Genomic DNA, 21188 nt, shown 5'->3' on the forward strand with positions numbered 1-21188 from the left:
CTCAGCTGAGTGGGCGCTCCTACCGGCGTGTCAATCAGACGCCGGAGCTTTTCAGCCCCAGCTCGCGGGCACGGGGTGAGTCCTCGGGGACGCTTCCCGCGTGGTCGCCGGCGCTCACGATTTTGTTGGAGCCGTCGACGAAGACGACGGAGGGCTTAATCGTACGCACGAGGGATTCGGGCACCTGGGCGTAGGCCATGATGATGACGAGGTCACCGACGCTCACCTTGTGGGCGGCCGCGCCGTTGAGCTGAATCGTGCCGCCGCCTCGCTCACCCGCGATCGTGTAGGTCGACAGGCGCTCACCGTTGTTGACGTCGACGATGTCGACCTTCTGTCCGGGCACGATGTTCGCGGCGTCCAGCAGGTCCTCGTCCACCGTGATCGAGCCGACGTAGTGCAGGTCGGCGCCGGTGACGACGGCGCGATGGATCTTGCCGATAGCCATCTCGCGGGTCATTTCCATCATGCGAGGTCCCCCGCGCGTTCGGCGAGACGGCCGGTGGAACCGGAGGCGTCGCGCAGCGGCACCTCCATGTTGTCGATGAGGCGCGTCGTGCCCACCTTGGCGGCGATGAGGATACGTCCCTCACGCGAGCCGTCCGACAGGATCGTGGGCGCGGCAGTACCCTCGCCGACGGGCACGGACTCGGTGCCCGCGAGAATCTCGAAAGTCCCCGCGTCCACGAGCGCGATGTAGTCCAGGTCAATGCCGCCCTCGGCGTCGATAACCGAGCGGCACTCGGCGACGATCTGCGCGGGCTTGGCTCCAGCCTCGGCGGCCTCGGCGCCGCGACGAAGCGCGCGCGAGAGGGCACGGGCGCGGATGCGCTCATCGTCGCTCAGGTACTGGTTACGGCTGGACAGGGCGACCCCGTCCTCGGCGCGCACGATCGGCACGGGGTGAACGCGCACGGGGATATCCAGCTGGGAGAAAACGGTACGCAGGACGGCCAGCTGCTGGGCGTCCTTCTGTCCGTACAGGGCCACGTCGGGGCGCACAAGGTTGACAACCTTCGTGCACACGAGCGCGACACCCGCGAAGTGCGTGGGGCGCGTCTTACCTTCGAGAACGCGCGCGATGGGGCCCGGGTCGATTGTCACGGTCGCGGGCGTGGGGTACACGTCCTGGGGCGCAGGTGCCCACACAAGGTCCGCACCCACCGTCTCGAGGGCTTCCATGTCCGCATCCAGGGTGCGCGGGTAGGCGTCGAAGTCCTCGCCGGGCGCGAACTGCGTCGGGTTGACGAAGATTGTGACGATCACGTGATCGGCCAGTTCGCGGGCTTCGCGCACGAGCTGCAGGTGCCCGGAGTGGAGAGCACCCATGGTCATCACGAGTGCCTTCGTGCCAGGCAGGCGCGACAGCGCATCGGCCAACTCGGCACGCGTGTGGGTCAGGACAGGACGGTGAGTCATAGTTCTATTCTTGCAACTTCGGCCCGCCGGTGCGTCATCGAGTCGCTTTCCTCACGCCTCGCGTTCTCGCGACGAGGCCGGGGTTGCGCGCGTTCTCTCTCCCGCGTTTTGGGCTCGTTGGGTGTGTGATGATCAGGCGTCCGGGTCGAGGAGGGCGGCCTCGACGCTGGTGGCGGCCCGTTCGTCGAGGAGACGTGCGTCGCGCAGCAGGCGGGTCAGGGCACGGGTCATGTCCGCGTAGGTGTCGCGTTCCCCGGCGAGATCCTCCCGGGCCCCCAGGCAGCGCGCGTGTGCGGCGATCGTTCCCGCGTCCCCGCGGGCGGCGGGCCCGGAGATACCCGCGACCCCCTCGGTGAGGGCACGGTCGAGGGCGGCCTCGAGGAGGGGGCGCACGTAGAGGGCGGGGTTTTCAATGCCGGCCTCGGCCAAAATGCGCGTTGTCTGCACGGTGATTCCGGCGATGAAGTTCGCACCGTGGGCGAGACCCGCGTGGTAGAGGGGTCGGTCCTCCTCAGCGACGACGACGGGTTCGCCACCCATTTCGACGACGAGAGCCTGGGCGATCGGCAGGAAGGGGGCCGCGGCCGTCACAGCGAAGGGCGTGCCCACGAGGCGCGCCACGTCGACGCTGGTACCGGTGAAGGTCATCGCCGGGTGGATGGCGAGCGGGATCGCTCCCGCGCCCGCGGCGGCGCCGAGCAGCCCCACGCCGGAGGCACCCGACAGGTGAATGACGATGTGCCCACTCTGCCAGGCGCCCAGGTCGGCCAGGCCGCTCACAAGGGGGCCAATCTGGTCGTCAGGGACGGCCACGATGACCACCTCGGAGCGTCGCACGACCTCCTCGGGCGTGGCGATCGGCACGCCGGGCAGCATCGCGTCGGCGCGCTCGCGCGAGGCGTTCGAGGACGCGGAGACGGCAACGATCTGGTGGCCGACCGCGCGCAGCGCAGAGCCGATGACGGGCCCGACGTGGCCCATGCCGATGATGCCGATTCCGAGGCGTCCGGGGGTACTCATGGCTCCATTGTCGCCGATCACCGGGCTACTTGTCGCCCTCCGCACGCTGCGAGGTCGCCTCGACGATCTCGGTGACGCGCGAGAGCCAGCGCTCGGGAGCCTCGGCCTCGCGGCGGACCTTCGAGGCCTGCGACAGCTGCGCCCACAGCTCCAGCGAGCGGCCCACCTCGACGTGCTCGGCCATGGATGCCACCGGTCCGGGGACCAGCGCGGCGCGCACGGAGGCGACGCGGCGCCAGCGCTGAATGGGCCCCTGATGCAGGGACACAGACTGGATGCGCGTCAGCGGGATGATCGAGAAGCGCAGGTTGAAGAAGCCGTCGCGGATCGCGAACACGGCATCGGTCAGGCCGAAGGCACGGCGCTTGTACACGAGAGGATCCAGGATCCTCGCGCTATGCGGGATCGGTGTCATCCAGCGGTCCTCGCCCGTGCCGGCGCGGAGGGACTCGAGGAAGCTGTCGGGGTCCTCGACCCCCAGGTCGGGGATCGCCATCGCGATCGCCTGGATGGCCTCCACGCGGCTGCCGACGGGAAGCAGCACGTCGGAGGCCACATCCACCTGCATGCCCTTGTTCTTCTCGTCCGTCGTGTGCGCCGCGTTGCCAGCCTGCGTGATCTCCACGCGATACCAGCCAAACAGTCGCCAGATCAGCGGCTGGCTCACCTCGATGGCGTGGATGCGCCCCGGAGGGATCGTCACGTGACGGCGAGCCGTCAGGCCACGGTCGATACGCACGCCGTCGGCAGCGATCGCCGCGGTAAAGCCGAACTCTCGATCAAAACGCGCCCAGACGCCCACCAGGAGGCTGAACGCGCCCGCCAGGATGCCCAGGAAACTCATGATCGACGTCACCCCGACGACACCCACGAGGAAGCCGTTGAGCCCCAGGAGGAAGATGCCGAAGAACAGCGCGATCGCATTGTCGATGGTCGCCAGCATGGACGCCAGGAGCTTCACGAAGCCGACCGTGAAAACGGGACGCTCCGGGGCCTCCAGCGGCGTCTTCGCCGTCGCCACGCGGGCCGAAGCGCCGGTAACGTCCGCAGGATCCACGACCTCGTCGATCGCGCCCGACGCGAGCGCGAGAAGGAGGGCGCGCAGCTCCTCGAGACACTGCGCGGGCAGCAGGCCCAGCTTGATGCTCGAGTCAGTGCCGCCGGCGACCTCGATGTCCAGATACCCCAGGCGCAGGAGGCGACCGACGAGCGAGTAGGACACGTTGATCGTCTGGATGCGCGTCAGCCGCGCGTGGCGCTGCGTACGCTTGAGGATGCCGGCGCGGTACCAGATCGCCGTATTGCTCACCGCGTAGCGAGTCTTCGTCCACGCCAGGTAGCAGTAGGCGCCCGCGATGGCGAGGACGATGCCCGCAATCATCAGAAGACCAAGGAAGATGCCGGTGGTTTCAAACCACTGCGGCGTCTCACCGTTGAGCATGCGCCCGATCGCGGAGGCGTTGCTTAGGGACACCGCACCGACGATACCCGTGACACTTCCCACGACGCGGGGAACGTAGGTGAGTGGGTGAAGCGGCTGCCAGTCCTCGGGAGCGATGCCGTCGGAGGAGAGGTCCGCGCTCATAGGCCCATCAGCTCCGCCGAGCCGCGCTCCGCCAGGACGTCACGCAGACGGGCTGCATCCGCGACGGGCACACCGCTCAGCGTCGCATCCGTCTGCGCGCTCGCGGTCGACAGCTTGATCGTCGAGATGCCAAGCAGGCGCAGCACGGGGCCCTGGTAGATGTCGACATACTGGATGCGACCGTAGGGCACGAGGGTCAGCGAGCGACTAAAGACGCCGCGGCGGATCACAAAGTCCGTGTCAGCCAGTGCGTAGCGCAGGGCGCGCACCTGGGCGGGCACGAGCCACAAGCAGAAGAGTGCAATGGCGGCGGGCACGAGCATGAGCCACCACAGCGCCGGAATATCGACGATGAGGACGAGCGCGGAAATCGCTCCGCACAGGACGCCGCACAGCGCGAGGGCGTTACCGAGGCGCAGGGTCGCGAGTTTAGGGGACACGTGCTGGAATTCGACGCCGTCGGGAGACATGACGTCCGCTGAGTTCTGGGATAACATGCTTCAATTCTTGCACATCTTTTCCGCGCCTTTTCTTGTCCTTTATTTCTGCGCGACCAACCGAGGTGACGAAGCGAATAGAAGCAACGCCCACTACTCCCACCCACCTCACAGGAAACATTCAGACACATGGGCGACACTAGTTCCATGAGCACCCCGGGAACCGAAGCAAAACTGCTCGTTGTCGACGACGAGCCCAACATCCGCGACCTCCTCGCCTCCTCCCTGCGTTTCGCCGGCTTCGACGTCATCACCGCCGAGGATGGCAGCGGCGCATTTCACGAAGCCCAGGCCTCGCGCCCGGACCTCATTGTCCTCGACGTCATGCTCCCCGACATGGACGGCTTCACCGTCACCAGGCGCCTGCGCGACGCCGGCATCACCACCCCGGTCCTCTTCCTCACCGCGCGCGACGACATGCGCGACAAGATCCAAGGCCTGACCGTCGGCGGCGACGACTACGTCACTAAGCCCTTCGGCCTCGAAGAGGTCGTCGCCCGCATCCGCGCCATCCTGCGCCGCACCATGGGCTCCGAAGAAGACGACGCGTTCCTGCGCGTCGGAGACCTCGTCATCGACGAGGACGCCCACGAAGTCACGCGCGCCGGCGTACCCATCGACCTGTCCCCCACCGAATTCAAGCTCCTGCGCTACCTCGTCATCAACGCGGGGCGCGTCGTCTCCAAGATGCAGATCCTCGACCACGTGTGGGAATACGACTGGGACGGCGAAGTCGCCATCGTCGAGTCCTACATCTCCTACCTGCGGCGCAAACTCGCCGTCGAGGGGGCCTCCGGGGAGCTGATCCACACCAAGCGTGGGGTCGGCTACATCCTGCGCGCTGAGGACTGACGTGCACCGTAGCCTGGCCCAACGCATCGAGGCGTGGTGGGACTCCAAGCCGCTATCCGCGCAGCTCGTCACGCTCATCACGCTGCTCCTGGCCATCGGACTATCCCTGTCCGGCACGGTCATGATCGGCCTCCTCCAGCGCCACCTCACCTCCCAGATCGACGACCAGCTCGTCGCCACCGCGCACACCATGCAGATCTCCGGATCGGCGGCAACCTTCTCTGCCGACGGCCAGGGCGGCATCCCCACCCTCTACTACATTCACATCCACGACACCGCCGGGGGCGATCGGTACTTCTACTCGGAGGACACCCTCAAGGCCTCGGGCAAGCCCAACCTGCCCGAACTCGTCGACACGAGCTCCGCGCCCATCTCATCCTTCCGCACCCTCCCGGTCACCGTCTCCTCTTCCAAGGCCGGCCTCGGCTGGCGCGCCCTCGTCGTCCCCGTGTACGAGCAGGACTCCGGCCTGTTCTCCGGATACATGACGATCGCCCTGCCCCTGTCGGACATGCAGCACACCCTGCGCACCACGGCCTCGTACTTCGCGGTCGCCGGCATCATCATCGTCCTCATCGGGGGCTGGACCGGGCGCGTCCTCGTGCGCCGCGCCCTCCTCCCCCTGCGTTCCATCGAATCCACCGCCGGAAAGATCGCCGCCGGCGACCTCACCAAGCGCGTCACCCCGCACCCTCCCACGACCGAGGTCGGCTCACTCTCACTCTCGCTCAACGCCATGCTCACCCAGGTCGAGCAATCCTTCGAAGCCCGCCAGGCCTCGGAACAAAAGATCAAACGATTCGTCTCCGACGCCTCCCACGAGCTGCGCACCCCCCTCGCAGCCATCTCCGGCTACTGCGAGCTCTACGCTATGGGCGGGGTGCCCGCCGAGCGCATCGAGGAAGTCATGGGGCGCATCGCTTCCGAATCCTCGCGCATGGCCACCCTCGTCGAAGACCTCCTCACCCTTGCCCGCCTCGACGAAGGCCGCCCCCTCGAGATCACCGACATCGACCTCGTCAAGCTCGCCGATAACGCCGTCTTCGACCTCCAAGCCCTCGACCCCACGCGCACGGTCGGCCTCACCGGCATCAACAGCCGCACTCCCCCGATGACCCTCATCGTCCCCGGTGACCGCGACCGCCTCTCGCAGGTCTTCACCAACCTCATCGGCAACATCGTGCGCTACACCCCTGAAGGCTCCCCCGTCGAAATCGCGCTCGGACGCAGCGGCGACACCGCGATCGTCGAACTGCGTGACCACGGGCCCGGCATCGACGAAACTGACCGCGGACGCGTCTTCGAACGCTTCTACCGCGCGGACACATCGCGCAACCGCAAGTCCGGGGGCTCCGGCCTCGGCCTCGCAATCGTCTCCGGCATCCTCACAGCTCACAAGGGCAACGCATCGCTCACCAAAACGAAAGGCGGCGGCCTCACCGTTCGCATCGAACTCCCCACAGCGTGAACGACGTAACGCACCGATCAGCGCACACGGCTTTTTCGCTCAGTTTTCGCCATTTCTCACCTGACAGTTTCACGAGATCCATCGGGATTTTCCCCGATTTTTTATCAACGAACGTGACCTTCGCTCAAAAGCGCACTAGCATGGATCGGGTATTCCTCAGCAAGGAGAGTGGCCCATGGGTGCTCAAGCACCTCAGTGGCTGCTGACGTCTTTCGTTGACGCCATGCAGCAAATCGGCGCAACCGCGACCCGGTCAGACCTCGAAACCGAAAGCGTCGACCTCGCGGAGCGCTGGAGCGCGCCCGAACGCCAATTGCACAACGTGCGTCGGCTCATGAACACGCTCACCCATATCGATGAAATCTCGTCGTCCGCGCACGATCCCGACATCCTGCGTGTCGCCGCGTGGTACCACGGCGCCTTCCTCAACAAGGCCCTCGACATCAAGCTCGGCGGGTTCCAAGCGAACTTCGCCTCCACCCGCTGCATCGATCACGCGCACAACCGCCTCACCAACCTCGGTGTGCCCGAGGAAGTCGTCGCCCGCATCGACGAGCTGATCGCGTTCCTCACGCGCCACCGCGCGCCTCGCACCGACTTCGACGCGCAGGTGCTTGTCGACGCGGACCTAGCGGTCCTGGCCTGCAGCCCGCAGGACTACAAGAAACTCCGCACGTCGCTACGCGCCGAACTCAGCGAGCTCAACGACCTGCAGTTCACCAAGGCTCGTATGGCACTCGTCAAGAAGCTCCTGAGCTACGAGACGATCTACCAGTCCCCCCTCGGCTCCGCGTGGGAGGACACCGCCCGCGCAAACCTCGAGGTTGAGCTCACCCGCCTCGAGCGCGAGAAGGCCCAGCTGTGCCAGGCCGCCCAGGCCGAGGACACGGACGACACCGAGGATGCGGACGACACCGACGAGGTCGTGGAGGACTCCACGACGACAACCGGCACGCTGATCATCAAGCGCCGTTCGATCAAGAAGTGCATCCCCGTTGCTTCCCCGGACGACGAGGCCACGTCCACCGGCGTCCTGCCCCGCAAGATCGAGGAAGACACCGACTCGGACGAGGACGAGGAGGCCACCTCCTCCCTTGAGTCCGCCGTCGAATCCCTGGACCTTCCCACGTCCGACTGACGAGGCCGCGGCTGTCTTTGCCTGCTCGGGCTGCTCAGTGCGCCCGTGGTCGGCGGCACCTCGCGCGTGAGTCGCACGGGTATACCTTGGGCTATCCACAGGCACTTTTCGGCGCGGGCGGTTATCCACAAGGTTTCGTTTCTGCCTGGATCACACTTCTTCATGCGCGTAGCGTCGATGTCGACGGACCCACCCGGGGTCCCACAAAGGAGTGACATCATGACCGCATACGCCGTCGACGCCGAACAAATTGCTGCTGCCTCCGCGCAGGCCTGCACAACCGCATCCACCATCCGCACCGAAGTGGACACGATGATGGCCCAGCTGCTCGCCCTTCAGGACACGTGGACCGGCGGGGCGCAGGTGAACTTCCAGGCGACTATCACCCAGTGGCAGGGCATCCAGGCGCAGACACACGACGCCCTGGATGCGATCTCCTCGCAGATGCAGGTCGCAGCCTCCACCTACGCCGACGCAGAGACACATTCCGCTTCCCTGTTTGCGGGGGTCTGACACCGCGCACTACGCCCCTTTCCTCGCGAGGCGCCACGACCGTGTGGCACACCGGCGCAGACAGACAGAAACGCCTGGGGGCGGGACCCTCACGAGTCCCGCCCCCAGGCGGATCAGCTTAACACCGAGCGGATCAGTACATGCCGCCCATGCCAGCGCCAGCGTCGTCGCCACCGGCGGCCGGAGCCTCGGGCTTGTCGGCGACAACGGCCTCGGTCGTCAGGAACATGCCTGCGATCGACGCAGCGTTCTGCAGCGCAGAACGGGTGACCTTGACCGGGTCAGAGATGCCGGCGGCCATGAGGTCGGTGTACTCGCCGGTCGCGGCGTTCAGGCCGTGGCCGGGCTCCATGTTCGCAACGCGGTCAGCAACCACGCCGCCCTCGACGCCCGCGTTCTCAGCGATCTGCTTGAGCGGGGCAGAGATGGCCAGGCGCACGATGTTGACGCCGGTCGCCTCGTCGCCGGTGAGGGCGTCGAGCTTGGGCAGCGCCACGGTGGCAGCCTGGATCAGGGCGACGCCGCCGCCGGCGACCAGGCCCTCTTCGGAAGCCGCGCGAGCGTTACGAACGGCGTCCTCGATTCGGTGCTTGCGCTCCTTGAGCTCAACCTCGGTGGCCGCGCCGGACTTGATGACGGCGACGCCGCCAGCCAGCTTGGCGAGGCGCTCCTGCAGCTTCTCGCGGTCGTAGTCGGAGTCGGTGTTCTCGATCTCCTGGCGGATCTGGCGCACGCGGGCATCCAGCATGTCCTTGTCGCCAGCGCCCTCGACGATGGTGGTCTCGTCCTTGGAGACAACGATCTTGCGGGCACGGCCCAGCAGCTCAAGGTCAGCGTTCTCAAGGGAGAGGCCGACGGTCTCGGAGATGACCTGGCCGCCCGTCAGGATAGCCATGTCCTGCAGCATCGCCTTGCGGCGCTCGCCGAAGCCGGGGGCCTTGACAGCCACGGACTTGAAGGTGCCGCGGATCTTGTTGACAACCAGCGTGGCGAGGGCTTCGCCCTCGACGTCCTCGGCGATGATCGCGAGGGGCTTGCCGGTCTGCATGACCTTCTCCAGGACGGGGACGATGTCCTTGACGTTAGAGATCTTGGAGTCCATGAGGAGGACGTAGGCGTCCTCGAGGACGGCTTCCTGGCGCTCCTGGTCGGTCACGAAGTAGGCCGACAGGTAGCCCTTGTCGAAGCGCATACCCTCGGTGGTCTCCAGGGTGGTGTCGAAGGAGTTGGTCTCCTCGACGGTGACGACACCCTCGGCGCCGACCTTTTCGAAGGCCTCGGCGATGAGCTTGCCGATGGCGGGATCGTTGGCGGAGATGGAGGCCGTGGCCGCAATCTGCTCGGTGGTCTCGACGGGCTTGGCGTCCACGTGAAGCTGCTCAACGATGGCCTCGACGGCCTGGTCGATGCCGCGCTTAAGGGCGATCGGGTTGGAGCCGGCGGCGACGTTACGCAGGCCCTCGTGGACCAGCGCCTGGGCCAGAACGGTCGCGGTGGTGGTGCCGTCACCCGCGACGTCGTCGGTCTTCTTGGCGACTTCCTTCACCAGCTCGGCACCGATGCGCTCGAACGGATCGTCGAGGTCGATTTCCTTAGCGACGGAGACGCCATCCTTGGTGATCGTGGGGGCGCCCCACTTCTTGTCCAGCACGACGTTGCGGCCCTTGGGGCCAAGCGTCACCTTGACGGTGTCGGCCAGCAGGTTGAGGCCGTTCTCCATGCCACGACGGGCATCCTCATCGAACTTGATGATCTTGCTCATTGAAAATGTGTCCTTCCGCGATGCGGATCGGGTTCGATGCCCGCGACGGACGGCCACGCTTTTGAGGTGGCCTCATCGAACCGGTGGTCTTATCACTCTCCATGTCGGAGTGCTAACTACGATTTTGGCACTCACCATCCCAGAGTGCAAGGCGAGGTCACGAGGCTTGAGCCCGCTGCGCTCAGGGCGTAACAATCCACGACGAGGCCGGGCAGGACCGCGGGGCCTGGCTACAGCGCCCGTGGGTGGCGGCGGGGCCTGGCCGGGCTTCGAGACGACGCGCCGAGCGAAGCTCGCGGCGCGGACGGCTCACGGGCGGGCCGCCGCCCGTGGGCACACCAAGCAGTCCGGCCCGACGGCGCGCGGAACACCAGGCGCTCGGAACACCAGCGGAGCAAGACGCAACCTAGGCATAACAAAGCCGCCCGGCCCCACAGGGGCCGGGCGGCTTAGTCAGTATCAGAGGCTCATCGCAGGATCACGATGATGTCGGGGTCTCCGAGGCCGCTCTCCTGGCGAACGTTGGAAATACCCAGCTTGGCGGCAACGTCCTTCGCGGTTCCCTCCATTCGGGGATCCTCGTAGAAGACGGTGGAGGTCTGCGTGGCCCAGCCGTCAGCGTTCGCGGCGGAGGTGCCCGCGTAGCCGGCCTGGTTCAGGATCTGAGCCTGCTGGCCGGCGTATCCCTGGGTTCCGGTGCCGTTGAGGACCTGGATGACAGCTCCGTGGTCGGGCTCAGAGGAAGCCGACGGTGAGGAGGAGCTGGCGGAAGGCGTGGGTTCAGCGGACGCGGTGGCCTCGGCCGTGGGTGACGCGGAGGGAGCGGCGGCGCTCGGGGTGGTCGCGGCGGGGCTGGGCACGTTGCTGACAGTGGCCTGCTGGCGCGACAGTGCGGTCGCCGCTGCCCATCCGAGGGCAGGAACGATCACGAGGATGGCCAGGAAAGGCCAGACGTTCTTCCACTTGGACGGCTTGGGGCGGTGCATGCCGACGGGCATGTCTTCGCCGGTGCGGTCAAATTCATCCCTGGGGTACTGAGAACTCACGCGTTCAGACTATCGGAAAAGAGGGAGTGGGGCGCGGGTGGCGCGCGGGGAATGTGGCGTGGCCTGTGCGGCATTAGGCTGGTGCTATGGGTGAACACAATCCGCGTCCGTTGGCCGAGTTGATTGATCCGGGCTGGGCTCGGGCGCTGGCTCCGGTGGAGGGGCGCGTCCACGAGTTGGGCGCGATGTTGGCCGCTGAGGTCAAGGCGGGACATGGCTACCTGCCTGCGGGCACGGATGTTCTCCGTGCCTTCACGTACCCGTTCGACAAGGTGAAGGTACTGATTGTCGGGCAGGATCCGTATCCGACGCCGGGGCATGCGATGGGGCTGTCGTTTTCGGTGCACCCGGGGGTGGCCTTGCCCAAGTCGCTCATCAACATTTTCCGCGAACTGAGCGAGGATATGGGCGTTCCCGCTCCGACGTCGGGTGACCTGACGCCGTGGTGCGAGCAGGGCGTGTGTCTGCTCAACCGCGTGTTGACGGTGCGCCCGGGTGCGCCCGCATCGCATCGAGGCCGCGGCTGGGAGGAGGTGACGCAGTGCGCGATTGACGCCCTGGTGTCCCGGAAGCGTTCGGATGGCTCGCGCGCTCCCCTCGTGGCGATTTTGTGGGGCAAGGACGCGCAGTCGCTCACACCGCGTCTGGGTGACACGCCGACTATTGCGTCCGCCCACCCGTCGCCGCTCTCTGCGTATCGAGGGTTTTTCGGGTCGAAGCCGTTCTCGCGCGCAAATGAACTGTTGGAGGCACAGGGCGCGTCGGGCGTGGATTGGTCGCTGGGCGCTTCTCATTGACGAGGCCGGGGCACACCACCCGTTCGGGTGACGGTAGGGGGCGGCTGCGATGCCGCGGTGAGGGACTCCGTGGAGCCGGCTATCGGACTCGAACCGATGACCTGCTGTTTACAAGACAGCTGCTCTACCAACTGAGCTAAGCCGGCGGCGGACACTAGTGTGCCACAGGTAGGGGCTCGCGCGCGCGGGCGGGCCAGATCGGGGTCAATGAGCACGCAGCAACGCGATTCCCCATTGCGCAGTGTGGATAACTGGCGCGCGTCTCAAGGACCTCCAATGAGCCGCAGGGATGTGACGTTTGCGCCAAAGAAGTGAGGGGCGGGACCGCCGTGCGGTCCCGCCCCTCACTGATTGAAGGCTCAGTTGGAGCTGTTGGTCGTCTCGGCGCTCTGGGCCTCGTCGGCACCGCTCTGCGAGGGCTCGGTGGCCTCGGGAGCCGGGGTCTGTGAGGTGCCCTGGCTCGCGGAATCGGTGATGCCGTATTCCTGCGCGATGGTCTCGCGCAGCGCGGGCAGCTGGGTTCCGAGCGGGATGACAGTGGAGCGGTCCTTGATGAGCTCGGGAGTTCCGAGGCCGTCGCCACGACCGTTGTAGCCGGCGTTCTGCCAGGCGGTGGTCGATGCCTTGAGGTAGTCCTCGACGGCGTTGACAGGGAAGGTCTCGATAACGTCGGAGGGGACGCCGACCTCGGCTGCAATCACCTTGACCTGCTTCCAGGAGGCGTCGAGGTTCTGGACGACGGTGCCGTTGGAGGCCTGGTACTGGGTGCGGAAGTATGCGAGCAGTGCGTGGTGGAAGTCCACCCACTTATCGGGTGCCTTCTGCGCGACGACGAGCGATGCGCTGGCCGCGGGCTTCAGGTAGTCCATGTTAACGGTGATGACCGGCTGGAGCTCAACGTTGTAGTGACCTTCGGCGGCCCAGGTGGTGAGGTCCTTGCCCATGTATGCGTCGAGGTCAGCGCACGCGTGGCAGGAGTAGTCGAAGTACTCGGTGAGGGTGGGCATGTTCGGATCCGCCTCGGCGACGACGCCGTTTGCGTTGACGATGATCGGGCGTCCGTCGGCGTAGGCGCCGAGGACGTCCGAGGCGTCGACGTTGCGGGCGGCGTTGACCTGCGCCTGCTGCTTCCAGATCACGCCGCCGACGGCTGCGACGACCGCGAGGACGATGACAGCGACGGCGGAGATGACGATAATGCGGGTGCGGCGGTCAGCACGCTCCTGCGCCTGGCGCATCTGGGCGGCTTTCGCGCGCACGGGATCGACGGCCGGCTTCTTCTTCTGAGCCATGGACTCACCTTCCGAAAGTAGTTGAATGTTGCAAGAATATCGGGCGCAGCGCGGCTGCGCTTAGTGCGACAGCCCACCCGTAACGATCAGCCATGCACCTGCCAGGAACCCACCACAGCCTACCGTGAGGAGCGCACGTCCCCAGGCAGGACGCACGATCGCGCGCAGCGATGTCGCCGTTCCAACACGCAGATCTGCGGCGAACGGCATCAGCCAGGCCGCCCAGATGGTGGCCGCCGCAAGCGCCCACACGATGATCGTCCCATGGGGGTCACTGAGCCAGTAATCGCTGCGATCGAGGCCGCTTGACGTAGCTACGTCGACTGGCCAGGTCCACAGGACACGTCCCTCATAAGAATACGAAACGCCGGCCCACACGAGATAGGGGATAAGACCCCCCACAACGAGGCCGAGGGCGGTGGTCACGATCGAACGCGCGAGCAGGATCGGGGACATAGCGATAACGGCTGCCCCATCCGATGGCTTAGGGCCGCGCAGGATGCGCCGCCGCTCGACCCACCGACTCATCGCTCCAACCAACCCGAAGGCGGTCAGGGCGATGCCGACGATGAGGGTGCCGCTCATACCGAAGACGAAGGGCAGGGAGGCCAGGAGCGCGAGCACAGCGGCACCGGAGATCCAGGCATTTTTCTTTTCCGGAGACGAGGCCGTCTCGTCGTGCGCGCCGACGACACCTGCGGCAGGGCTCGGGTTCCACTGCGGAACCGCGCCCACCGGAGGTGTCACGAAGCCCGCTTGAGGGTACGGCTGCTGCGCGGGACCGGGGGCAACGCCAGGCCCGGGACCGTAGGCACCCTGCGGGTGCGCGTAGGGAGCTTGCGGATAGGGTGCCAACACCTCGGTGGGGTCCGCATCATCGACGGCCTGCCACGTGTCGGTCGCATCGTCATGCCAGGCGACCTCGGCGGATTCATCCTCCCAGTCACCGTAGCCTTCCGCCACTGAGGCGGTATTCACGACCTCCGTATGATCGTTTGCCGCGGTGAACTCCGAGGCGTCGCGGCGCGGGTGCTGCGGGTATGCGACGGCGCGTGCACCGGCGACACCCGGACGTTGCCCCGCATCCTCCCACTCGGGAGGCGCGGCGATCTCCTGGGGATCGGAATTGACCATCTGCGTACGCATGCCCGTATCGAGCAGCTGCGCCCAGTTCACGGTCACGTAGTCAAGCTCGCCGGGAGCCCACCCGACTGCGCTCATCAGGTCGGCGACGATCAGGGAGGGCGAGGGACGCTCATCGGGGTCGGGAGCAAGTCCACCCGCGAGCGCGTCGGCGACCATGGGGTGCAGTCCGGCGAGGTCGGGGTCTCCTCCGAGGACGCGCAGCATCGTGGCGGACACGTCGCCCTTGCCGAACGGCGGGCGCCCGGTGGCGCAGGACAGCAGGGTGGCACACCACGCCCACCAGTCCGACTCCTTCGTGGCACCGTGGCCCTGCAGGAGTTCAGGCGCGGTGTACCCGGCCGTCCCCGACACGAGGCCGGTGCTGGTCAGGTGCTGATCGGAGGTCGCCATCGCAATACCGAAGTCGATGAGGACCGGGCCGCGCGGCGAACAGATGATGTTAGACGGCTTGATGTCGCGGTGGATGATGTTGGCGTGATGAACGGCCGCGATCGTGGACGCCAAGTGGTAGGAGAGGGCGGCGACACCACGCAGCGGCACCGGCCCGGAGACGAGGATTTCCGCGAGCGTGGGACCCTCCACGTACTCCGAGACAACGAAAGGCTGGGAGGCCTCGGTTTCCGCATCGACGATGTGCGCGACGAACGGCGAGCGCACGGAGTTCACCGTGCGCGTCTCGCGCTCCAGCCGCTGGCGCGACTCCTCCGAGGCGGCCATCGCCGGATGCATAGCTTTGAGGGCGACACGCGTGCCGCCCCCGTCTTCGGCGAGCCAGACCGTCCCAGCCCCGCCCGTACCGAGCCGACGGATCAGCCTGTAGCCGCCCAGTTCCTCGCCTTCTTCCACGCCCTCAGCCTACCTGTCCCCTCCCCCATCTGCGGCCACCCGCGCGGGGTGGCCCCGGCCTCGTCCCTGAATCTGACGAGCAAACACACGCTGTCAATCCACCATGTGGCCCGAACTGTACAGCCGTGAGCAAGCATGCTAACTTCGCATTTAGTCGCGCGCGCGGAACGATCCGCGTTCGCACTCTGTGGGCGAAGACGCTCCACGGTCACCCCACTACGGATCGTCCGGCACGTACCTGCCGGTGGGAAGGAAAACTCCATGGCAACCGTTACCTTTGACAAGGCCACCCGCGTCTACCCGGGTTCCGACAAGCCCGCCGTCGACCAGCTCGACCTCGAGATCAAGGACGGCGAATTCCTCGTTCTCGTCGGCCCCTCCGGCTGCGGCAAGTCGACCTCGCTGCGTATGCTCGCCGGCCTGGAGGACGTGAACTCCGGCCGCATCCTCATCGGCGACAAGGACGTCACAGACGTTCCGCCGAAGAACCGCGACATCGCGATGGTCTTCCAGAACTACGCTCTCTACCCCCACATGTCGGTGCGCGAGAACATGGGCTTCGCCCTGAAGATCGCCGGCACCCCGAAGGAAGAGATCAACAAGCGCGTCGAAGAGGCCGCTAAGATCCTCGACCTGGAGCCCTACCTGGACCGCAAGCCCAAGGCTCTGTCCGGCGGCCAGCGTCAGCGTGTCGCCATGGGCCGCGCGATCGTCCGTAAGCCCCAGGTGTTCCTCATGGACGAACCCCTGTCGAACCTGGACGCGAAGCTGCGTGTCCAGACCCGTACGCAGATTGCCTCCCTGCAGCGTGAGCTCGGCGTCACCACCGTGTACGTCACCCACGACCAGACCGAGGCTCTGACGATGGGCGACCGCATCGCGGTTCTTGCCGGCGGCCTCCTCCAGCAGTGCGGCACCCCGCAGGAGATGTACGAGCGTCCCGCCAACGAGTTCGTCGCTGGCTTCATCGGCTCCCCCGCCATGAACCTGGGCACCTTCACGGTCGAGGGCGAGTGGGCCAAGCTCGGCCCCGCACGCGTGCGTGTCTCCGAGGCCGCCCGCGCCGCGATGACCGCTGAGGATGGCGGAAAGATCAAGATTGGCTTCCGTCCCGAGGGCCTGGATGTCGTTGCCGACGGCTCCGAGGGCTCCATCCCCGTCGAGGTTGACTTCGTCGAGGAACTCGGCTCGGACGCCTACGTGTACGGCCACCTGGCCGGCGCCGCCGAGGGCGAGACCCTGGGCTCCGGCTCTGAGGGCACCGGCAAGCAGCTGATCGTGCGCGTTCCCCCGCGTACCGCCCCCGCGCGCGGCGGTGTCCTGCACGTGCGCATCCGCGAGGGTCAGCAGCACAACTTCTCCGCTGCAACGGGCGTTCGCCTGCCCGAGTGACGCATAGCGCTCACGCACAGCGATAATCGGCCCCGGCCTCGTCCACTCGTACCTCCAGGACGAGGCCGGGGTTTCGCTATACCCGCATGTGTTCTTGGCCGCGACTAGCGCAGGTGCCGAGTCGGAACTATGCGCACGGCGCTCGAGATGAGATAATGGGAACCATGGCTCTGGACATTACGGCGGCCGCAATTGACCCCGCCCTTTTGGACCTCCCGTGGGACGTTCCCCTCGAGGAGTGGCCATCCAACTTACTCGCGGCACTTCCCCGCGGTATTTCCCGCCACATCGTGCGCTTCGTGAACCTGTCTGGCCGCGTGCTCGCGGTCAAGGAGATCGGTCCGACCGTCGCCCATCACGAATACGACTGCCTGCGTGACCTGACGCGCCTGGACGCCCCGTCCGTCCAACCGGTCGCCGTCATCACCGGACGCGAAAGCCCCGAGGGCGAAGAACTCAACGCCGTACTCATCACCGAGCACCTGCAGTTCTCCCTCCCCTACCGCGCACTCTTCTCCCTGTCGATGCGCGAGGACACCGCGACGCGCCTCATCGACGCGCTCGCCCTCCTCCTCGTTCGCCTCCACCTCTTGGGCTTCTACTGGGGCGACGTCTCCCTGTCGAACACGCTGTTCCGCCGCGACGCAGGCGAGTTCGCCGCCTACCTGGTCGACGCCGAAACCGGCGAACTGCACCCAAAGCTCACCCCCGGCCAGCGCGAGTACGACGTCGACCTGGCCCGCACGAACATCATCGGCGAACTCATGGATCTCCAGGCCGGCGGTTTCTTCCCCGAAGACGCCGACCCCATCGACGTCGGCGACCGCATCCGCACCCAGTACGACCTGCTGTGGAACGAAGTAACCGCCGAGGAGTCCATTCCCAACGAGCAGCGCCAGTACCTCGTCAGCGAGCGCATTCGCCGCCTCAACGACCTCGGGTTCGATGTCGCCGAGCTGCATATGGCATCGGATTCGTCGGGCGAGCATCTGGTCATCCAGCCCAAGGTGGTCGACGCCGGGCACCACAACCGTAAGTTCATGCGCCTGACCGGGATGGACGTCGGCGAACACCAGGCCGCCCGCCTCCTCGCAGACATTGACGTGTGGCGCGCGACAAGTGGGCTGCAGGACATTCCCCTTGAGCAGGCCGCCCACCAGTGGCTCACCGACGTGTTCGCCCCCGTCGTGCGCGCGATTCCGCGCGAGCTCGCCGGCAAGCTCGAGCCGGCTCAGCTGTATCACGAGTACCTCGAACACCGCTGGTACATGGCCCAGCAGGCCGGTCACGACATTCCCGGTGAGGAGGCCGTCGCCTCCTACATCGAGAACATCTTGCCGTCCAAGCGCGACGAGGCCGTCCTCATCGAACCCGGGCCTGGCCGCGCCTCTATGCTCAGCGCCGAGGCGAACCCCGACCTGTGGTGAGGGCACAACGCCCCGTCCCGTTCACGCTAGGAGCACCTATGTCTGAATTCCCCCGCATCTTTGCCCACAGAGGCGCTTCCTCGCTCGCGCCGGAGAACACGATTGCCGCGTTCTCCAAGGCGATGGAGGTCGGTGCCCGCTGGTTCGAGTTCGACGTGGATATCGCCGGCGACGGCTCTCTCATCGTCATCCACGACGACACGCTGGACCGTACGACGACGGGGTCCGGCTCCTACTACCAGCTCGGATTCGCGGATATCCGCCGACTCGACGCGGGCCGTTGGTTCTCGGACACGTACCGCTTCGAGCGCATTCCCGAGGCCGCGGATGCCCTCGCGTTCGCGCACGCCCAGCAGATGGGCGCGAACCTGGAGATCAAGCCCTGCGCGGGCGGGGATCGGCTGCGCGAACGCCTGATCGAAGCCCTGGCCGTCACGCTGGCAGGGGACAAGGTTCCCTCCCGACTCATCGTCTCCTCCTTCGACCACGACCTCCTCGCTTCCTTCCACGAGGCCTGCCCGACGGTTGCGCTCGGCTGGCTGATCGAGCGCGCCTCCGAGGAGTGGCGCGAGGGCGCGGCCGCCCTGGGTGCGACAGCGATTCATCCGGGCGTTGAGGGCCTCACCGAGTCTGACGTGCGCGCGATGCGCGACGCGGGCTTCGAGGTCAACGTGTGGACCGTCAACGACATCGAGCAGGCTCGCGAGCTGGCCTCGTGGGGCGTCACCGGCATCTTCACGGATCGTCCGCAGGACTTCCCCGCCGAGGCCCTGAAGGCCTGACGGGTGCGGGTGCTTCCGGGTCAGCACCCTGGATCCCTAACGAAACACGAGCGCGGCCTGCGCCCGCGCCAGCACCGACAGACAAGGCAGCCGGGGTCGCTCACGCGGCCCCGGCTGCCTCTTAGGTATGCGACGGAAGGCTCCTTACGCCTCGCCCGCGCGGCGCGTGAAGCGCTTGGAGACGTGCTTGGCCAGGGACAGCTCGGCGATCGAGTCGACAACCATCAGGCCGCCCACGATGCCCGCGAAGCGCATCCAACCCGAACGCGGCGAGGAGGCGCGCACCGCGGCCACAAGCATGCCGGTACCGACGATGGCCTCAGCGGCGACGGCGGCGTGGATGATCCACGGACGCTCAACGGCCACGGACTCGTAGGAGTTCCACAGGGGCTTCACGACCGACTGCGGCTGACCCATCATGATGTCGACGCTGCGACCAATCGCGTTGGAGATACCGCGAGCCAGGTGCACGGAGACGCCCTCAACGTCCTCGAGGTCAGTGGTGCCCAGGAGGAAGCCGGCGACGGAGCCGTGCAGGCCGAGGGCGCGCACGACCTTCCACACCGATTCCTCGCCGGTCGTGGCCACAGAGGCCCACAGGGCGTCGGCGTCGGAGCCCGGGACGGCCTCGGCGATCTCCAGGAGGTCGAGACGGTCGCCCACGAGATCGATGACCTCGCCAGGCAGTTCCGACGTGCGGTCGTGTCCACCGGGGACGATCGCAGCATCCATGCCCCAGTTGTGAGAGATGATGTGCTCGAGGTGATCGTCGGTGACCAGGAAGACCTGGAACTCACCGTCCGTCACGGAGAGAGTCACGAGCGGCAGATCACCGAAGTTCCAGCCCTCCTTCTCGGCGGGCAGCTCAGCGAGAAGTGCGCGGTTATCATCGGCGAGCTCGAGGTCTCCGAGATCCACACCCTCAAGGGCCGCGAGGAGCGGCACGGACGAGGCAGGGGTGCGGCCAATCTCGACGATGCGAGTCGGGGTAGGTTCGACGGCGGCGGCCTCCTCCTCATCGGAGGGCCAGACCTTGCCGAGCGGCGACTCACCCTCGGGCAGGTGATCGGCCGTCGCGTTACCGATGCGCACCTCTGCGTCGAACAGGATGGCGAGCTCGTTGGCCAGTTCCGCGGGAGTCGGGCCGGGAACAACCTCGGTCGAGCCGGCGGGGACAGTCGCAACGCGTTCGTTGTCGACGGCAACGTTCAGGCCAAACAGCTGGGGCGAGGAGGGGAACCACTCGAGCTGGGCGAGGATCGAACGCTCCTTCAGCTCGCCGGCGACCACGCTGGGATCCAGATCGTGGCCGATGATCATGCCTTCAATGCGAGTCCATTCCTGGGCCATGTCGCTACCTTCCTGTCCGTGGTGAGATGGTCTCACCACTCTATAGTTCCATTGTGTCGTGCGGATCGCATTTTCGCTCGGCCGCACGGTCAGTGACGAGAATTTGTATCACTGTGCCGGCACTTACCTGGTACGCAGCTCCTGCATGTTTTTGAGGTGTCTACTGCTAGCCTCTCGCGGTAAAGAATGAGACCACACCTGCGCGAAAACGAGTGAGCGGTAGGGGGCTCACTCCTCAATGCATCGGGCCTGTGTTCATTGCGCTTCCGCTTTCCCTGTCCTATGCCCGTCGTTGGGCGATGATCGCCGCGTATCCTTTCGCAGTTACCCCATCATACGGCCCCTCATCGCCATGTTTCAAGGGTCCACATTAGGCCAATGGGATGCGTGGTGGTCTACCAGCGGGCACCGGGGGGTGGCCGCCGGGCCTGGCCGACGCCCCGGTGGGCGGAAGAGGGCTCAGGACCGCGGTTTCGGTGGGCACAGTGTTGGTGGCGCGACACAACTCGCCCAGCACACCCCCTCCAACGCCATTTCCGCGAGATAATTCGCCCAGCACGCCATAAATAGCCGATTGTGCGCCATTTCGAGCGCACTGGGTGAGCTTTTTCGCGCTCGCGCCCACATCAGGCCGAGCAGGGCGGAAAGTATCGCGCACGGGGCGAAGCGACGTGGCGACTTTGAAAACGACAACACCAATGCTCACCACTGAACAGCAACCATTGAAACCAGCGACACCTTTGCACCCGATAACTGCACCAAAAACGCCCGTTTCTCGTCCGCAAAGGCGATCGCGGTTCCAATCCCACGCAGGCACGCACGAACAAAGGCAATGGCGGTATCAGACAACCATGCT

18 protein-coding genes and 1 tRNA gene are annotated in these 21188 nt (G+C 66.3%); 8 read left to right on the plus strand and 11 right to left on the minus strand.

The window, feature by feature from the left end:
- Nucleotides 1-34 precede the first annotated feature (34 nt).
- The 5 genes from panD to ACTODO_RS01830 all read right to left on the minus strand — a co-directional run bounded on the left by panD (nt 35) and on the right by ACTODO_RS01830 (nt 4521).
- Nucleotides 35-469 (minus strand): aspartate 1-decarboxylase, encoded by a 435-nt coding sequence (panD, locus tag ACTODO_RS01810; protein ID WP_003790725.1) that lies wholly within the window; start codon nt 467-469, stop codon nt 35-37.
- Entirely contained in the window at nt 466-1419 is a 954-nt protein-coding gene (panC, locus tag ACTODO_RS01815; RefSeq protein WP_003790727.1) for a pantoate--beta-alanine ligase, read from the minus strand. The genes panD and panC overlap by 4 nt, the downstream gene beginning before the upstream one ends.
- 132 nt (nt 1420-1551) lie before the next feature.
- Nucleotides 1552-2439 (minus strand): Rossmann-like and DUF2520 domain-containing protein, encoded by an 888-nt coding sequence (locus ACTODO_RS01820; protein ID WP_003790729.1) that lies wholly within the window; start codon nt 2437-2439, stop codon nt 1552-1554.
- Nucleotides 2440-2464: 25 nt separating this feature from the next.
- The gene (locus ACTODO_RS01825) at nt 2465-4024 is read right to left on the minus strand and encodes a PH domain-containing protein (RefSeq protein ID WP_003790731.1); all 1560 of its coding nucleotides are present in this window, start codon (nt 4022-4024) and stop codon (nt 2465-2467) included.
- A complete protein-coding gene (locus tag ACTODO_RS01830) occupies nt 4021-4521 on the minus strand; it encodes a PH domain-containing protein (RefSeq protein WP_003790733.1) in 501 nt (166 codons plus the stop codon). The genes ACTODO_RS01825 and ACTODO_RS01830 overlap by 4 nt, the downstream gene beginning before the upstream one ends.
- A gap of 129 nt (nt 4522-4650) precedes the next feature.
- Here ACTODO_RS01830 and ACTODO_RS01835 point away from each other — a divergent pair, with 129 nt between their 5' ends.
- The 4 genes from ACTODO_RS01835 to ACTODO_RS01850 all read left to right on the plus strand — a co-directional run bounded on the left by ACTODO_RS01835 (nt 4651) and on the right by ACTODO_RS01850 (nt 8492).
- A complete protein-coding gene (locus ACTODO_RS01835; protein ID WP_003790734.1) occupies nt 4651-5373 on the plus strand; it encodes a response regulator transcription factor in 723 nt (240 codons plus the stop codon).
- 1 nt (nt 5374) lies between these two features.
- Entirely contained in the window at nt 5375-6841 is a 1467-nt protein-coding gene (locus ACTODO_RS01840) for a sensor histidine kinase (protein ID WP_003790736.1), read from the plus strand.
- 175 nt (nt 6842-7016) lie between these two features.
- The gene (locus ACTODO_RS01845; RefSeq protein ID WP_003790738.1) at nt 7017-7979 is read left to right on the plus strand and encodes an HD domain-containing protein; all 963 of its coding nucleotides are present in this window, start codon (nt 7017-7019) and stop codon (nt 7977-7979) included.
- A 219-nt stretch (nt 7980-8198) separates the two neighbouring features.
- Nucleotides 8199-8492: a WXG100 family type VII secretion target gene (locus ACTODO_RS01850; RefSeq protein WP_034465355.1), complete on the plus strand. Its 294-nt coding sequence runs from the start codon at nt 8199-8201 to the stop codon at nt 8490-8492.
- 133 nt (nt 8493-8625) lie between these two features.
- On the opposite strand, the gene groL is transcribed toward ACTODO_RS01850, so the two are convergent.
- Both groL and ACTODO_RS01860 read right to left on the minus strand, forming a co-directional pair.
- Entirely contained in the window at nt 8626-10254 is a 1629-nt protein-coding gene (gene groL, locus ACTODO_RS01855) for a chaperonin GroEL (RefSeq protein ID WP_003790742.1), read from the minus strand.
- Between the two features lie 467 nt (nt 10255-10721).
- Entirely contained in the window at nt 10722-11252 is a 531-nt protein-coding gene (locus tag ACTODO_RS01860; RefSeq protein WP_003790744.1) for a LytR C-terminal domain-containing protein, read from the minus strand.
- A gap of 134 nt (nt 11253-11386) precedes the next feature.
- On the opposite strand from ACTODO_RS01860, the gene ACTODO_RS01865 reads away from it, so the two are divergent.
- Nucleotides 11387-12097, plus strand: a complete 711-nt coding sequence (locus tag ACTODO_RS01865) for a uracil-DNA glycosylase (protein WP_003790746.1) — start codon at nt 11387-11389, stop codon at nt 12095-12097.
- Nucleotides 12098-12167: 70 nt separating this feature from the next.
- On the opposite strand, the gene ACTODO_RS01870 is transcribed toward ACTODO_RS01865, so the two are convergent.
- The 3 genes from ACTODO_RS01870 to ACTODO_RS01880 all read right to left on the minus strand — a co-directional run bounded on the left by ACTODO_RS01870 (nt 12168) and on the right by ACTODO_RS01880 (nt 15381).
- A tRNA-Thr gene (locus ACTODO_RS01870) sits at nt 12168-12243 on the minus strand.
- A 213-nt stretch (nt 12244-12456) separates the two neighbouring features.
- Nucleotides 12457-13389: a thioredoxin domain-containing protein gene (locus ACTODO_RS01875; protein WP_003790748.1), complete on the minus strand. Its 933-nt coding sequence runs from the start codon at nt 13387-13389 to the stop codon at nt 12457-12459.
- Between the two features lie 60 nt (nt 13390-13449).
- Nucleotides 13450-15381, minus strand: a complete 1932-nt coding sequence (locus tag ACTODO_RS01880; protein ID WP_003790751.1) for a serine/threonine-protein kinase — start codon at nt 15379-15381, stop codon at nt 13450-13452.
- Nucleotides 15382-15642: 261 nt separating this feature from the next.
- On the opposite strand from ACTODO_RS01880, the gene ACTODO_RS01885 reads away from it, so the two are divergent.
- The 3 genes from ACTODO_RS01885 (at nt 15643) to ACTODO_RS01895 (ending at nt 18982) form a co-directional block, all read left to right on the plus strand.
- Nucleotides 15643-16773, plus strand: coding sequence for an ABC transporter ATP-binding protein (locus tag ACTODO_RS01885; protein WP_003790753.1), 1131 nt, complete (start codon nt 15643-15645; stop codon nt 16771-16773).
- A gap of 164 nt (nt 16774-16937) precedes the next feature.
- Nucleotides 16938-18200, plus strand: coding sequence for a DUF4032 domain-containing protein (locus ACTODO_RS01890; protein WP_034512563.1), 1263 nt, complete (start codon nt 16938-16940; stop codon nt 18198-18200).
- Nucleotides 18201-18238: 38 nt separating this feature from the next.
- A complete protein-coding gene (locus tag ACTODO_RS01895) occupies nt 18239-18982 on the plus strand; it encodes a glycerophosphoryl diester phosphodiesterase (RefSeq protein ID WP_003790757.1) in 744 nt (247 codons plus the stop codon).
- Nucleotides 18983-19126: 144 nt separating this feature from the next.
- Here ACTODO_RS01895 and ACTODO_RS01900 read toward each other — a convergent pair whose 3' ends face one another.
- Nucleotides 19127-20332 (minus strand): hypothetical protein, encoded by a 1206-nt coding sequence (locus ACTODO_RS01900; RefSeq protein ID WP_003790759.1) that lies wholly within the window; start codon nt 20330-20332, stop codon nt 19127-19129.
- Between the last annotated feature and the right edge of the window lie 856 nt (nt 20333-21188).

This window comes from Schaalia dentiphila ATCC 17982, assembly GCF_000154225.1.
GTDB lineage: Bacteria > Actinomycetota > Actinomycetes > Actinomycetales > Actinomycetaceae > Pauljensenia > Pauljensenia dentiphila.